Here is a 14,001-nt window from a genome sequence, read left to right on the forward strand (position 1 = left end):
ATTTAAACCAATTTATATTCTGGATATGTTTCTGCTAATAATTCTTCTGCTTTTTTAGGAATAACAATTAAAGTGATATAGCCGAAAATTAGTATAAATGTGATAAAAAATGCTGAGAAAGCTTTTCTAAAATCTCCCATTACTAAAAAGTCTTTGGAGTTATTCGGAAATAAATAATGGAAAGAATAAATTAATATAAAAGCCGAATATATCAATCCTTGAACATTAATAATGTTTTTGAACAGCCATTTTTTTTGTGTTATTTTAAATTCCTTTTTTAACTTTCTAGCATTGATGATTGTTAAAATTACTTGTGCTATAAAAACAAACCCAAAAACAGTAACATATACTGTGTAGGCATTTGAAGTATTTTGCAATTGATAAAAACCTGTAAAAAGTAATATTGTAAGTATAATTTTAGGAAGTTGAAACCATTCTTTAGCAAACTTAAAAATGATTTTAAAGTACTTTTTTGTCATTTGAGATTGTTTTTTCTCTACAACATCCATAAAACCAAAAACGCCAAATTTTTTGAAAGATGTATCTCTAGCTTGCTCAAAAGTTAAACTCGGGTTTTCTTTACAAATACTTTCTATGTCATTTGCCAAATGATCTACCAATTCCGTTTGAACATCATAATATTCTACGTAATGTTTTTTAGTGAATTTGTAGAGTTCTTCTATGTGAGTGTTGGTTAGTTTCATTCTTTAATTAGTTTTAAATAAGAGGCATTAATCTTTTTATAGCCTTTAAAGAAATTGATATAACTAACATAAAAGAATGGGTATATAATTACAACAACCAGAGCTAAATATTCATTAGGTAATTTATCTATATCCATAAAAACTCTTGGAAAAAAAATAAAGCAATTTAAGAGTGTTAATGAAATAGATAGAAAATTAAAATTAGCCAAAAGACTGGCGGATTTAAAAACTTTTTTAGAATGTACTAAGCTAAACACAGTAACAAGTGTAAAAGCACTTAAAGACGATGCAATAAGTATTTTAATAATTAATCTCTCATCTTGAAATAAATAACATATTAATATAATTAGCATGTAACTAAAAACACTTTTAAATGAAGTGAAAAATAGTTTAAACTCTTTAAGAAAACTTTTGTTATTTAATCTTTGATAAAGCTTTTGTCTACTTTTTAATAAATCATCAAAGTTCCCATTATGTCCTAAAAAAATAAATGAATTTTTAATTGCATCATCAAAACTTTCCTCATTATCCATTCTTTTCTCAACATCAGAAACTACATGATCTAATATTTCTATTCTAATATCCCAATATTTTACACCTTCGTTTTCTAAACGATGATCTATGTACTGTATTTGCTCTTTTGTTAATTCCATAGTTATGAAATTTTATATTTTTTGATAGCTTCTTGGTGTTTTTTATAGAAATGGAAATAACTAATAGTCATATAAATATAAGAGCAAAGCATACCAATGTTAATTCCGTTTAACTCTTTTAAACGTGTGAAAAATACAGCCAAAACAATTAACCCAGTAAAAGCGCCTAAACTTTGAGCTTTTAAAATAAAACCATAAGTAGTTTCAATTTTATAATTTCTAAAAACCAACATGTAAATAAAAGCCAGAAAACTAAAAATTACGACTCCTTTAAAAAGGGTAAAAAAACTATACTCTGTGGGGTTTTCTATTGTAAAGTTAAAATGAGTTAACAATAAAAAGGGTATAAAATAAGATGCTAATAAAAATACATATTGTTTCCAATACACCTTTTTTGCTTTCTGAATTACAATTTTTGGTGCAGAAAAACCCAAACCGAAAAACATACTGGTAGTTTCTTTTAATTGCGGATTCCATTTTTGTTTTGCAGTTGCAAAAGCATAATGAAAAGTAATTTTCTCTTTTCGCATTACGTCTTCAATTTCAGAAACAATATGGTCTAAAACTTCCACTCTTAAATCGATATAAGTAATATGTTTTATGTTTAAATAATGTTCTACTTTCTGTATTTCTTCCTTTGTTAGTTCCATAGCGTTAGTATAATAGGTGTTTGTATTTTTCTAAGATGATTTTTCTCTTTTCTCTAATTACAATAAAAGCAGAAATAGCATAAATTATAGTGAAAGAAGCGTAAAATGTAAATAAAATACTGTTTGACATTATATAATCGTCAAAACCAAATCCGCTTGGTAATTGAACCATAACATATGGTAACCAAATATCAGCACTTAAATATTTTACTTCATCAAGTTTTTTAAGTTCTTTTTTATAAATTGTTCCAAATATTATAGAAGAAAGAAAAATTAATAGTTGAATAATAGCTAAAGTTCCCCAAGACCATTTTTCATTTATGTTTTCATTTAGAAAATAGAAAAGAATTAATACAGAAAATGTGATTGGTAATAATTTAATATACGTCAAAAAGCTATAGAATTGTTTCCAAGTTTCCTTTCCATATCTTTTTTGATGAGTATTTGCTCTATCAAAAATGAACTTTCTAATAAAACTTAATTTGTTAGATAAATATTGAGATAAATTTCCATCTTCAGTTGTTTTCTCAAAGTCAGAAACCAAATGATCTACCAATTCTATTCTAGTTTCATCAGTAATACTTGGGTATTTTCTCAGCAAATAATTATTTAAAAAAGTCAACTGTTTTTCCGTTATTTCATAGCGCTTTTCCATATTATTCCAAACTTAATTTAGGATTTACCAATTGTTGCATCGTTCTTAAAAATTCTTGCATTTCATCCAACTTGTTCGCAGTTTCTTTGGTTCCACTTTCGGTAAGTTTGTAATATTTACGTAGTCGGTTTCCTACTTTTGCAACTTCTACATCTAACAAACCATCCGCTTCTAATTTGTGTAATGCAGGGTACAAAGCACCTTCGGTAATTTTTAATTCGCCTTTTGTAAGCTCTTTTACTTTCTGTGTAATTTCATACCCATACATTTTATCATTGGTTTCTAACAACTTTAAAATGATGGTTTGTAAAGAGCCTTTATATAATTTCTGATTTCCCATGTTTAAAAAATGTGTAATCGTTATAATGTGTAAGTATTTATTTGTTAAAGTCTGTTTAACAGTATTATTCTGGTTTCACTGTCACTTCGAGTGATTTCGATTTTTTATCGAAATTGTATCGAGAAGCCATTTTGTTCTCGATACAATTTTAAATTTTCGTTTTCACTTCAATTTAAAACCACTCGAACTGACATTTGTTTTGTCTGTGCGATTCATCAAATATACATAATTTTCTTATACATTAGATTCTTATGTATTGTTTTTTAAACGAAAAAAATCCTGAAAAGTTAATTTCAGGATTTATATTATTAAAATTGCTTTGTAAAATAGCAATAATAAAAACTATTTCGTCACTTTTAAAACATCTGCAATAATGCGTTCTAGTTCTGCTTTTGGTAAAGCGCCATTTGCCATTTGTGGCTCACCTTCTGCAGGACAAAATAACATAGAAGGAATACTTCTAATTCCGAATGCTGCAGATAATTCTTGTTCAGCTTCGGTGTCTATTTTGTAAATATCAATTTTACCTTCGTATTCTTCAGATAAAACCTCTAAAACAGGTGCTATAGCTTTACATGGTCCACACCAATCTGCATAAAAATCGATTAATGCTGGTTTGTCTCCTTTAAATTTCCATTCTTGGCTTTCTTCAAAATTAAAAACCTTTTCTAAGAAAGTTTCTTTTGTTAAGTTTTCTGTCATAATTTTTTAATTTGCTTCCGACAATATCGGAAATACGTAATCTATTTTCACAAAAGTAGTCGTTTTTATACTTGATAAATTACAAAATGGGAGTAAATTGAAGCTTCAAAAGTTAAAAATGCTTAAATAACTATAAATATATTAAATATCCTTAATTTTGATATCCACCAAACTTTAGAGCTCATGAAAAATAAATTAATCATTCCTATTTTATTTGCAAGTGCAATATTTGTTTCTTGTAAGGAAGAAGTCAAACAAAAAAACATCAATTTGAAATATCCAGAAACGACTAAAAAACCAGTAATAGATTCACTTTTTGGAACCGCTGTTGTAGATAACTATAGATGGTTAGAAGACGATAGAAGTAAAGAAACTGAAGCTTGGGTAAAGGCAGAAAACGAGGTTACTTTCGATTACTTAAATAAGATTCCGTACAGAGAACAATTAAAAGAGCGTTTGTCTGAATTATGGAATTATGAAAAAGTAGGAACCCCTTTTATAGAAGGCGATTACACGTATTTTTCTAAAAATAACGGATTGCAAAATCAGAGTGTTATTTATAGAACCAAAGGAGATTCTGAACCAGAAATTTTCTTAGATCCAAATAATTTTTCTGATGACGGAACTACTTCTTTAGGCTCGTTAAGTTTTACTAAAGATGGGGCAATTGCTGCTTATGCAATTTCTGAAGGAGGTTCTGATTGGCGTAAAATTATCATTATGGATGCAGTTTCTAAAACCATAAAGGAAGATACGTTGGTAGATGTAAAATTCTCAGGAATCTCGTGGTACAAAAACGAAGGTTTTTATTATTCTAGTTACGATAAACCTGAGGGAAGTGAGTTGTCTGCAAAAACAGATCAACACAAATTGTATTATCATCAATTAGGAACATCACAAAAAGAAGATGTTGTAGTTTTTGGTGAAAAGGCGTCAGAAAAACACCGTTATGTTGGTGGAAATGTTTCTGAAGACAATCAATACCTTTTTATCTCTGCAAGTGTATCAACCTCTGGAAATAAGTTATTTTTTAAAGACCTTTCTAAACCAAATAGTCCGTTGGTAACTATTTTAGAGCATACAGATAGTGATACCTATCCGATAGAAAATATTGGAAGTAAAGTGTATTTGGTAACAAACTTAAATGCGCCAAATAAAAAGGTAGTAACTGTTGATGTTGCAAACCCAACTTCAGAAAACTGGAAAGATTTTATTCCGGAAACAGAAAATGTATTGAGTTTAAATTCTGGTGCAGGTTATTTCTTTGCAACGTATATGGTAGATGCCGTTTCTAAAGTATTGCAATACGGTTTTGATGGAAAATTAATTAGAGAAGTAAAATTACCAGGAATTGGAACTGCTGGCGGTTTTGGAGGAAAAACAGCAGCGAAAGAATTGTATTTTTCTTTTACCAATTATAGTACGCCAGGTTCGTCATACAAATTCAACCCAGAAGACGGAACATATGAATCTTATTGGAAACCTTCAATCGCTTTTAATACTGATGCATATACAAGTAAACAAGTTTTTTATACCTCTAAAGACGGAACAAAAGTCCCGATGATTATTACTCATAAAAAAGGAGTGGAGTTAAACGGTAAAAACCCAACTATTTTATATGGTTACGGTGGGTTTAATGTCAGTTTAACACCTTCTTTTAGTATTGCAAACGCAGTTTGGATGGAACAAGGTGGTGTATATGCAGTGCCTAATTTAAGAGGTGGAGGAGAATATGGTAAAAAATGGCACGATGCAGGAACGCAATTAAAAAAACAAAATGTTTTTGACGATTTTATAGCAGCTGCAGAATATTTAATTTCAGAAAAATATACTTCTTCAGAGTTTTTAGCAATTCGTGGTGGTTCTAATGGCGGATTATTAGTTGGAGCAACTATGACGCAAAGACCCGAATTAATGAAGGTTGCTTTGCCTGCAGTTGGTGTTTTAGATATGTTACGTTACCATACATTTACTGCTGGAGCAGGATGGGCGTATGATTACGGAACCGCAGATGACAATAAAGAAATGTTTGAATATTTAAAAGGCTATTCGCCAGTACATAATGTAAAAGAAGGTGTGCAATACCCAGCAACTTTAGTAACTACCGGAGATCATGATGATAGAGTAGTACCAGCACACAGTTTTAAATTTGCAGCAGAATTACAAGCAAAACAGTCTGGAGATAATCCTACATTAATAAGAATAGAAACCAATGCTGGTCATGGTGCCGGAACACCTGTTGCAAAAACCATTGAGCAATATGCAGATATTTTTGGTTTTACGTTATTTAATATGGGGTTTGAGCAGTTACCAAATCCGATATCGGCTAAAATTAAATCGTAATTTTTATAAGAAGAATTAAGCCTTTTAAAATTAGGTGTTTCTAATCCCTGTAAAGGAAGGAATCTAAAATTAATATATTTCACATAAAAAAGATAGCTGTTATTAATGGCTATCTTTTTGTTTTTTAGCAATATAATTACATAAGTATTTTGCGTCTTTTTTTACGCCTCCTAAAGTGGCAGAACCTCTTGTGTATAACCATGGTAAACCAATAAAATACAAACCTTCCATGTCGCTTACGCCTCTGTAATTTTTAGGATACTGATTTTCGTCTAATTTGATGTTTTCTATCCAATTAAAATTTGGTTTAAAACCGGTTGCCCAAACGATGTTTTTAATATCGGTAACTTGTTGTTTCTCGAAAGTGATGGTTTCTTCATTGGCATCTAACGTTCTCCCAACGCAAGTAATATTTTCTTTTTTAAACAACGTTTTTACATCTGTACCAATAACTGGCTGACCGTTATTGCTCAATTTTTTTCCGATAAAAGAATATTTATTCGCCGTTAAAAAACCTACTTTACTAAACCACCACCACAATGTTTTTCCTAAAAGTTCTTGAGGAAGCGAAACAATATCTGTTTTACCAGAAAAGTAAACCTTTTTCTTAGCTTTAGAAATTTCATTTAAAATTTGTACGCCAGAATCTCCAGCACCAACAACTAAAGTTGCGCCTTCTTTTAATTGATCCGGACTTTTATAATGTTCACTATGAATTTGAAAAATGTCTTTTGATATTTTTTTATGACAACTCGGTGTAAATGGTTTATGAAACGGACCGGTTGCAATAATTACATTTTTTGCTTCAAAAGTTTTGTCTTCACTTTTTAAAGTAAAAATACCATTCTCTTTTTTTAAAGAAGTTATACGTTGGTTAAATTCAATGGGAATATTAAACTTAAAAACATACGCTTTTAAATAATCGGCAACTTCGTATTTGTTAGCATAATGTCCTTTTTTATAAGGAAATTCCATTCCTGGTAAACTATTAAATTCCGAAGGCGTAAATAATTTTAGAGAATCCCATCGTTTTAACCAAGGTTCACCAGTTTCTTTATTTGCATCAACAATTAAAAAATTAGCATTTTGTTTGGCTAAATGATACGCAATCGCAAGTCCAGATTGTCCTACTCCTATAATTATATAATCCTTCATAAATAGTTTTATCCTTACAAAACTACTATAATTAAAAATGCTACAAGAAGAATATCGATTTAGTTAAATAGATTTTTTGATAAAAAACAGTAAATATTATGCGTTTTTAAACTTTCTTTTTTTCGATAAATATCTAAATCAGTAAAAAATAAATCTTAAAATATGTAACAATATGCTATTTTTGTTACTAATCAAATAATTAAACTCAACAAAAATCAGATAATAATGAAGATAATTAAAAATGTTTTTTTTGTTTCGGCTATTGCCTCTTTAGGTTTAGTAGCTTGTAAACAAGACAGCCCAAAAGAAGAAAAAGCACCAGGTATTGCTTTAGAAAACATGGATACAACTGTAAAACCTACAGATGATTTCTTTAGACACGTAAACGGAACTTGGTTAGATAAAACCGAAATTCCAGATGATCAAACCTCTTGGGGTGGATTTAACCAGCTTCGTAAAAAGACAGATGCAGATGTTTTAACTATTTTAAACAAAGCAATTGAAGAAAGTAATTTTCCTAAAATAAAAGATGCTAAAGGAAATGAAATTGACTCAGATCAAGAAAAGGCAGTAAACTATTACCAAACAATAATGGATACTGTAGCTAGAAATGCACAAGGGAAAGCACCTGTAATGCCTTATTTAGCTAAAGTAGATGAAATTAAGACAAAGAAAGATATAGAAACGTATTTAACAAACATGGCACCTTATGGTGGTGGAGGTTTTTACGGTTTTGGTGTTTATAACGATTTAAAAAACAGTAGTCAATATGCAGGTTATATGGGCGGCGGTTCTTTAGGTTTATCTAGAGATTACTATGTTGATGCTAAAGTGAAAGACAAGTTAGAAAAATACGAAGTTTTTGTAGCAAAAATGTTACAAGAATTTGGTGATGATGAAGCTACAGCTAAAAAGAATGCAGCAGCAATTGTTGCTTTAGAAACTAGTTTGGCAACACCAATGATGTCTAAAGAAGAAAGTAGAGATATTCGTAAAATCTACAATCCAATGACGATTGCTGAATTACAAAAATTGTCTCCTTCAATAGATTGGCAAGCACATTTAGACGGTATTGGAGTTACAGATTTAGAAACTGTAATTGTTACAGATCCTGGATATTTTAAAGCTTTTAGTGATGTTTTTACAAAAGCATCTGTAGCAGATCTTAAATTATTATTACGTTGGAATACTATAAATAGCTCTTTAGGTTCTTTATCTACAGACTTAGAAACTGCAAATTGGGAATTCTATTCTAAAGAAATGCGTGGAGCTAAAAAACAACGTGCAAGAGATGAGCGTGCTTTAGGTAGCTTAAACGGTGCAATCGGTGAAGCTTTAGGTAAATTGTATGTAGAAAAAATGTTTCCACCAGAAGCAAAGGTAAAAGCGAAGGAAATGATTGATAATGTAATGCTTGGTTTCGAAGCAAGAATTGCACAATTACCTTGGATGAGTGAAGTTACTAAAGAAAAAGCTTTAGAGAAATTACACAAATTAACGGTTAAAATAGCGTATCCAGATGTTTGGAAAGATTATTCCGAATTACAAGTTAAAGGTTTAGAAAATGGTGGTTCTTATTTCGAGAATGCTATTAACGTAACCAAATGGAACTACAACAAAGAAATGGCAAAATTAGGTAGCGAAGTAGACAGAACAGAATGGGGAATGTCTCCGCAAACTGTAAATGCATACTTTAACCCTGTAAATAATGAAATCGTTTTTCCAGCAGCAATTTTACAACCTCCTTTTTATGATTATAAAGCTGATGAAGCTGTGAATTACGGTGGAATTGGAGCGGTTATCGGTCACGAAATTTCTCATAGTTTCGATGATTCTGGTGCTCGTTTTGATGGTGATGGAAACCTGAACAACTGGTGGACAGAAGATGATTCTGTAAAGTTTAAAGAAATTGGCGGACAATTAATCAAACAATATTCAGATATTATTGCCATAGATTCTATGCATTTAAATGGTGAATATACCTTAGGAGAAAATATTGGAGATTTAGGTGGTGTACAAGCGGCTTACGAAGGTTTACAAGTTTTCTTACAAAAGAACGGAAGACCAGCAGATATTGATGGTTACACGCCAGAACAACGTTTTTTCCTTTCTTGGGGAACAATTTGGAGAACAAAAATGCGTGATGAAGCTCTTAAAAACTTAATCATGACAAATACACACTCTCCTGGAATGTACAGAGCATATATGCCGCTTAAAAACGTAGATGCTTTCTATAAAGCGTTCGATGTTAAAGAAGGTGACAAAATGTATTTAAAACCAGAAGAAAGAGTAAGAATCTGGTAGACACGCAGTGTCTTTAAGTATTACAATTTGTGCACAATTATTTGTGTGCAAAAAAAATAAACCGATGCGAAAGTGTCGGTTTTTTTGGGCGTTACCACAAGGGGCGCACTTTACACTATATCTTTTTGCAGAAAAAGCAAAAAGGATGTCGTTTCAATCGCTAACGCAAAAGTTGGTTGTAAAAAAAACATAAAAATCAACAAAATCGCATAATAATTGTCACTTCGAAGTATTGAGAAGTCCCATAGCATTGATAACTCAATAATGAACAACATTATGAGATTTCTCCAAAAAAGTCGAAATGACAGCCTGAATAAAAACTATCAAAATTGCACTACAATTGTCACTTCGAAGTATTGAGAAGTTTCATAACAGTGATAACATAAAATTCAATTTTCCTACAAGGTTTCAAAAATCCATGTTAGAATTTATTTATAATCCTTATTTTTGTAAAATGCTAAAAGTAGATAACGTTTCATTTTCTTACCAAAAAAAAAAATCAATATTAAACGATTTTAATTTCACCCTGCAAAAAGGAGAACACCTTTGTGTAATGGGAGAAAGTGGTTGTGGGAAATCGACACTTTTAAAAGCCATTTACGGGTTAGTAGACTTAAATAAAGGAAAAATATTTTGGAAAGACGAACAAATTTTTGGTCCAAAAAAGCATCTTGTTCCCGGTTTCGAAAACTTTAAATATGTAGCCCAAGACTTCGATCTAATGCCTTACATTTCTGTATCGGAAAATATTAAAAAATTCTTGTCGAGGTTTTATCCAGAAGAAAGTGAGTTACGTACCCAAGAATTATTAGAAGTCATTCAGATGAAGGCTTTTGAGAACACCATGGTTAAAAACCTAAGTGGTGGACAAAAACAACGTGTCGCTATTGCACGAGCTTTGGCAAAAGAGCCTCAATTATTATTGTTAGATGAACCATTCGGGCAAATAGATAATTTTAAAAAGAACTCTTTACGCAGGAATTTATTCAGTTATTTAAAAGAAAAAAACATTGCTTGTATTATTGCAACACACGATAAAAATGATGCACTTTCTTTTGCAGATAAACTCATTATTATCAAAGACAATAAAATTATAGCAAATAATGCTCCGAAAGATATTTACAACAACCCAAAAGAAAAATACGTTGCCGCTTTATTTGATGATGTAAACGAAATCAACATCAATAATAAAACAGTTTTAGTATATCCACATCAAATAAAAATAGTAGAAAAATCAGAAGAAAAAGCAACCGTTTTAAATTCTTATTTTAAAGGTTCTTATTGGTTAATAGAAGCTGAATTTAATGGTCAAAATGTGTTTTTTAATCATGATTCTATTTTGGTAAAAGGTGCTAAAATCGATCTAAAATTTTTGTAGTTCTACCACTTTTGTAAATGTAAAAATTACAAGCTATAACTGGTTTAAACTGAGTATTAAATTATATTTTATTATTGTTGCCAGCACTCGTTACAAACGAGCGCTAGCGACTAATAAATCTATAATAATTTGCTCACAAGCTGGTGCTCGTTTGTAACGAGTACACGTAATAACTGTTTAAAAACGTAATTAAATTACTCTACTTCAAAACTTGTTTTTTCCTCACCAATTTTAACGGTATATTTTCCTTTAGGTAAATAATATACATCGTTATTTCCTTTTTCAATTTCAGATTTTTTATTAGCTTTCTTAAAGTCTTTCAATCCTTTTTTAGAAAAAGAAGCATCATAAACAGTTTCATTGTAACCTTTGTCTGCATCTACAGAAATTGAGTTTACTTTTACATTATCTGCATAAATATCAAGCGTTATTTTTTTATCAGCATTTACATAAAAAGGAATTTTAATTTCTGGCGTACTTGCTTTTCTCCATTGACTTCTAGAGCTTCCCCATCTTTTACTTTTTTTGATATTATTTACATCGAAAAGTGCAATAGATTTTACTAAAACACTGTCATTCATTTTTTGGATTGCAGTAATATTCGTTTTATATAAACTACGTCCGTGTGTTGCTACAATTAAATCTTTTTCAGTTGGCTGAATCACTAAGTCATGTACGGCAACATTTGGTAAATTCTTACTGAAAGCTTCCCAAGAAGTTCCGTTGTTAAAAGAAATATACAATCCATTATCTGTACCTAAATACACTATGTTTTCATTTTCAGAATCTTCTTTTATAACGTTTACAGCAGCAGTTGGAATTGTGTTTCCAATGTTTTTCCAGGTTTGTCCGTAATCATCAGACATATACACGTACGGAGTGAAATCATCAAAACGATATCCGTTTAAAGTTGCATACACACGCTCTTTCTTAAACTTAGAAGCAATCACTCTAGAAACCCATAAATCTTTTGGAAGATTCTCAGAAATTTTAGTCCAACTTCCTCCTCCGTTTTTAGAAACATGCAGTAAACCATCGTCTGAACCAGTGTAAATTAATCCAAATTGGAACGGGCTTTCAGAAATAGAGGTTAATGTTCCGTAAGCAACATTTCCTTCTTTTCCGCCGTTTGTTAAATCGTCAGAAATTGTTTCCCAAGTATCTCCTTGGTTTAAAGATCGGTGTAATTTATTTCCACCTAAATATAAAATATCTTGGTTGTGTTTAGATAAATGAATTGGAGTTTGCCAGTTAAATCGGTAAGGTTTGGCTCCTTTTTCTGGTTTTGGTTGAATGTATATATTTTCTTCAGTTTCTAAATTAATACGGTAATAATTACCAAATTGATAGCCTGTATATACAATATTATGGTTTCTGTTGTCTATCTGAACATGCATTCCGTCTCCACCCATAATCGACTTAAAAGGGTTTTGCCCAGATTTATGCCATGCTTTATCAATTTTTGCATTATGTGGTCCAAACCAAACACCGTTGTCTTGCAAACCGCCATACACATTATAGTTTTTTTCATTATCTACATTTACAGAATAAAATTGCCCAACGGCAGCATTGTTTAATTTTATCCAGCTTTCTCCATCATCATAAGAAATATTTAAACCACCATCATTTCCTTCTACTAAATGACCTGGTTTTTTAGGGTTTACCCATAATGCCTGATGATCTGCATGTACATTTTCTCTACTGATGGAAGAAAATGTTTTTCCGCCATCTTTAGATTTTATAATGCCAATCCCTAAAACATAAATGCTGTTTTCATCTTGTAAATTCACTCTAATTTCTCCAAAATAATATCCATAAGAACTGTTGACTCCGTCTAAATATTCAGTGTGTGTTTTTTTCCAAGAAGTTCCTCCATTAGTTGTTTTAAAAACTTCGGCACCAATTACAGGTTCTTCAAAAGCGATTGCCATTTCATCGTCTAAAAAAGCCATTAGTTCTTTCGGTTTTAAACCACCTGGTCTTAACAATTGTTTTGCATTTTCAGCTCTAAATTTTTCTCTAAAACCATACTCTTTTAAATAGTTGTCTAAAGTTTTATTTCTAAGAGCTAACACTTCTGCAGAAGTTAACTTGTTAAATTCTTCTTTTGATAAATTATAAGAAGCTACTTTTTTACCTTTTGCTTTTCTTCTGTATTGGCTATCATGCAAAGCATACACCGTATTTTCATTAAAAACGGCTAAACCAATTCTACCAACTCCATCTCCTATAGGGAAACCGCTTTTATCAGCAATTTTTGTCCAAGAAGTACCAGCATCGGTACTTTTGTAAATAGCAGAATTTTTTCCATTTCCAACAAAATTCCATGCTTTGCGTTCTCTTTCCCAAGAAGCAGCATACATAATATTGAAATTTTCTGGAGCAACATCAACATCTATAATTCCGGTGTCTTCATTAATAAATAATGTTTTTGTCCATGTTTTTCCGCCATCTGTAGTTTTAAAAATCCCCCTTTCTTCATTTGAAGAATATAAATGACCAATAGCGCCTACAATAACTTCATCAGCATTATTTGGGTTGATCAAAATTCTACCAATATGATGAGAATCTGGTAACCCAACATTTTGCCAAGTTTCGCCTTTATCTGTAGATTTTAAAATTCCAATTCCAGCATAACTAGAGCGCGAAGAATTATTTTCTCCTGTACCTACCCAAATGGTTCCAGTTTTCCAATCTACTGCAATATCACCAATGTTTTGGGTTGAAGCATTGTCTAAAACAGGTGTAAGTGTTGTACCGTTATTGTTTGTATACCACAATCCACCAGAAGCATAGCCTACATAAAATTCGGTTGTATTGTTTGGATTTACATCCATATCTACCACACGACCGCTCATTACGGTTGGTCCAATATTGGTAAACTCAACATTTTTTACCAAAGAAGAGTTCATCATTTGAGACTTTTTCTCTAAAGATTGTTGCGTGATATCTGAACTTGTTACTGTTTGTGCAATTAAAAATCCTGAAAGAAAGAGTGATGCAAAAGTGAAAATAGACTTCATAAAAAGTGAGGTTTGTTTTAAGGTGATGAAATTACTACATGTAAAATCAATATCAAAAAAATTAACATAAAAAGGAATTTTAAGAAAAATTCAA

11 protein-coding genes are annotated in these 14,001 nt (G+C 30.9%); 3 read left to right on the plus strand and 8 right to left on the minus strand.

The genetic code is table 11. The features are described from left to right. Window positions 1–2: 2 nt before the first annotated feature. The 6 genes from GQS57_RS05315 to trxA all read right to left on the minus strand — a co-directional run bounded on the left by GQS57_RS05315 (window position 3) and on the right by trxA (window position 3,704). Complete coding sequence (locus tag GQS57_RS05315; RefSeq protein ID WP_165731541.1) at window positions 3–704, minus strand: hypothetical protein; 702 nt, start codon at window positions 702–704, stop codon at window positions 3–5. After that, a complete protein-coding gene (locus GQS57_RS05320; RefSeq protein WP_165731542.1) occupies window positions 701–1,357 on the minus strand; it encodes a hypothetical protein in 657 nt (218 codons plus the stop codon). Before GQS57_RS05320 ends, GQS57_RS05315 begins: the two co-directional genes overlap by 4 nt. Window positions 1,358–1,359: 2 nt before the next feature. Next, window positions 1,360–2,007, minus strand: a complete 648-nt coding sequence (locus tag GQS57_RS05325) for a hypothetical protein (protein ID WP_165731543.1) — start codon at window positions 2,005–2,007, stop codon at window positions 1,360–1,362. A gap of 4 nt (window positions 2,008–2,011) precedes the next feature. Beyond that, on the minus strand, window positions 2,012–2,662 hold the full coding sequence (locus tag GQS57_RS05330) for a hypothetical protein (RefSeq protein WP_165731544.1): 651 nt from the start codon (window positions 2,660–2,662) through the stop codon (window positions 2,012–2,014). A gap of 1 nt (window position 2,663) precedes the next feature. Further along, window positions 2,664–3,002, minus strand: a complete 339-nt coding sequence (locus GQS57_RS05335) for a PadR family transcriptional regulator (protein ID WP_165731545.1) — start codon at window positions 3,000–3,002, stop codon at window positions 2,664–2,666. 342 nt (window positions 3,003–3,344) lie between these two features. Further along, window positions 3,345–3,704 carry a thioredoxin gene (gene trxA, locus GQS57_RS05340; RefSeq protein ID WP_165731546.1) on the minus strand — a complete coding sequence of 120 codons (360 nt, stop codon included), beginning with the start codon at window positions 3,702–3,704 and terminating at the stop codon, window positions 3,345–3,347. 183 nt (window positions 3,705–3,887) lie between these two features. Here trxA and GQS57_RS05345 point away from each other — a divergent pair, with 183 nt between their 5' ends. Beyond that, window positions 3,888–6,047, plus strand: a complete 2,160-nt coding sequence (locus tag GQS57_RS05345; protein ID WP_165731547.1) for a prolyl oligopeptidase family protein — start codon at window positions 3,888–3,890, stop codon at window positions 6,045–6,047. A gap of 102 nt (window positions 6,048–6,149) precedes the next feature. Here the strand turns inward: GQS57_RS05345 and GQS57_RS05350 are convergent, their stop codons facing one another. After that, window positions 6,150–7,202: an NAD(P)/FAD-dependent oxidoreductase gene (locus GQS57_RS05350; RefSeq protein WP_165731548.1), complete on the minus strand. Its 1,053-nt coding sequence runs from the start codon at window positions 7,200–7,202 to the stop codon at window positions 6,150–6,152. A 225-nt stretch (window positions 7,203–7,427) separates the two neighbouring features. Between GQS57_RS05350 and GQS57_RS05355 the strand changes: the two genes are divergently transcribed. Continuing rightward, window positions 7,428–9,506 carry a M13 family metallopeptidase gene (locus tag GQS57_RS05355; protein ID WP_165731549.1) on the plus strand — a complete coding sequence of 693 codons (2,079 nt, stop codon included), beginning with the start codon at window positions 7,428–7,430 and terminating at the stop codon, window positions 9,504–9,506. Between the two features lie 454 nt (window positions 9,507–9,960). Beyond that, complete coding sequence (locus tag GQS57_RS05360; RefSeq protein ID WP_165732002.1) at window positions 9,961–10,884, plus strand: ABC transporter ATP-binding protein; 924 nt, start codon at window positions 9,961–9,963, stop codon at window positions 10,882–10,884. A 194-nt stretch (window positions 10,885–11,078) separates the two neighbouring features. Here GQS57_RS05360 and GQS57_RS05365 read toward each other — a convergent pair whose 3' ends face one another. Next, a complete protein-coding gene (locus GQS57_RS05365) occupies window positions 11,079–13,907 on the minus strand; it encodes a sialidase family protein (RefSeq protein ID WP_165731550.1) in 2,829 nt (942 codons plus the stop codon). Window positions 13,908–14,001: the final 94 nt, after the last annotated feature.

The organism is Polaribacter sp. 20A6, from assembly GCF_011378915.1.
GTDB classification, from domain to species: domain Bacteria; phylum Bacteroidota; class Bacteroidia; order Flavobacteriales; family Flavobacteriaceae; genus Polaribacter; species Polaribacter sejongensis.

Coding starts and splice junctions, on each gene's coding strand:
- GQS57_RS05320 (WP_165731542.1), bottom strand. CDS start 1,357: ATGGAATTAACAAAAGAGCAAATACAGTACATAGATCATCGTTTAGAA.
- GQS57_RS05345 (WP_165731547.1), top strand. CDS start 3,888: ATGAAAAATAAATTAATCATTCCTATTTTATTTGCAAGTGCAATATTT.
- GQS57_RS05360 (WP_165732002.1), top strand. CDS start 9,961: ATGCTAAAAGTAGATAACGTTTCATTTTCTTACCAAAAAAAAAAATCA.
- GQS57_RS05355 (WP_165731549.1), top strand. CDS start 7,428: ATGAAGATAATTAAAAATGTTTTTTTTGTTTCGGCTATTGCCTCTTTA.
- GQS57_RS05325 (WP_165731543.1), bottom strand. CDS start 2,007: ATGGAACTAACAAAGGAAGAAATACAGAAAGTAGAACATTATTTAAAC.
- trxA (WP_165731546.1), bottom strand. CDS start 3,704: ATGACAGAAAACTTAACAAAAGAAACTTTCTTAGAAAAGGTTTTTAAT.
- GQS57_RS05330 (WP_165731544.1), bottom strand. CDS start 2,662: ATGGAAAAGCGCTATGAAATAACGGAAAAACAGTTGACTTTTTTAAAT.
- GQS57_RS05365 (WP_165731550.1), bottom strand. CDS start 13,907: ATGAAGTCTATTTTCACTTTTGCATCACTCTTTCTTTCAGGATTTTTA.
- GQS57_RS05335 (WP_165731545.1), bottom strand. CDS start 3,002: ATGGGAAATCAGAAATTATATAAAGGCTCTTTACAAACCATCATTTTA.
- GQS57_RS05350 (WP_165731548.1), bottom strand. CDS start 7,202: ATGAAGGATTATATAATTATAGGAGTAGGACAATCTGGACTTGCGATT.
- GQS57_RS05315 (WP_165731541.1), bottom strand. CDS start 704: ATGAAACTAACCAACACTCACATAGAAGAACTCTACAAATTCACTAAA.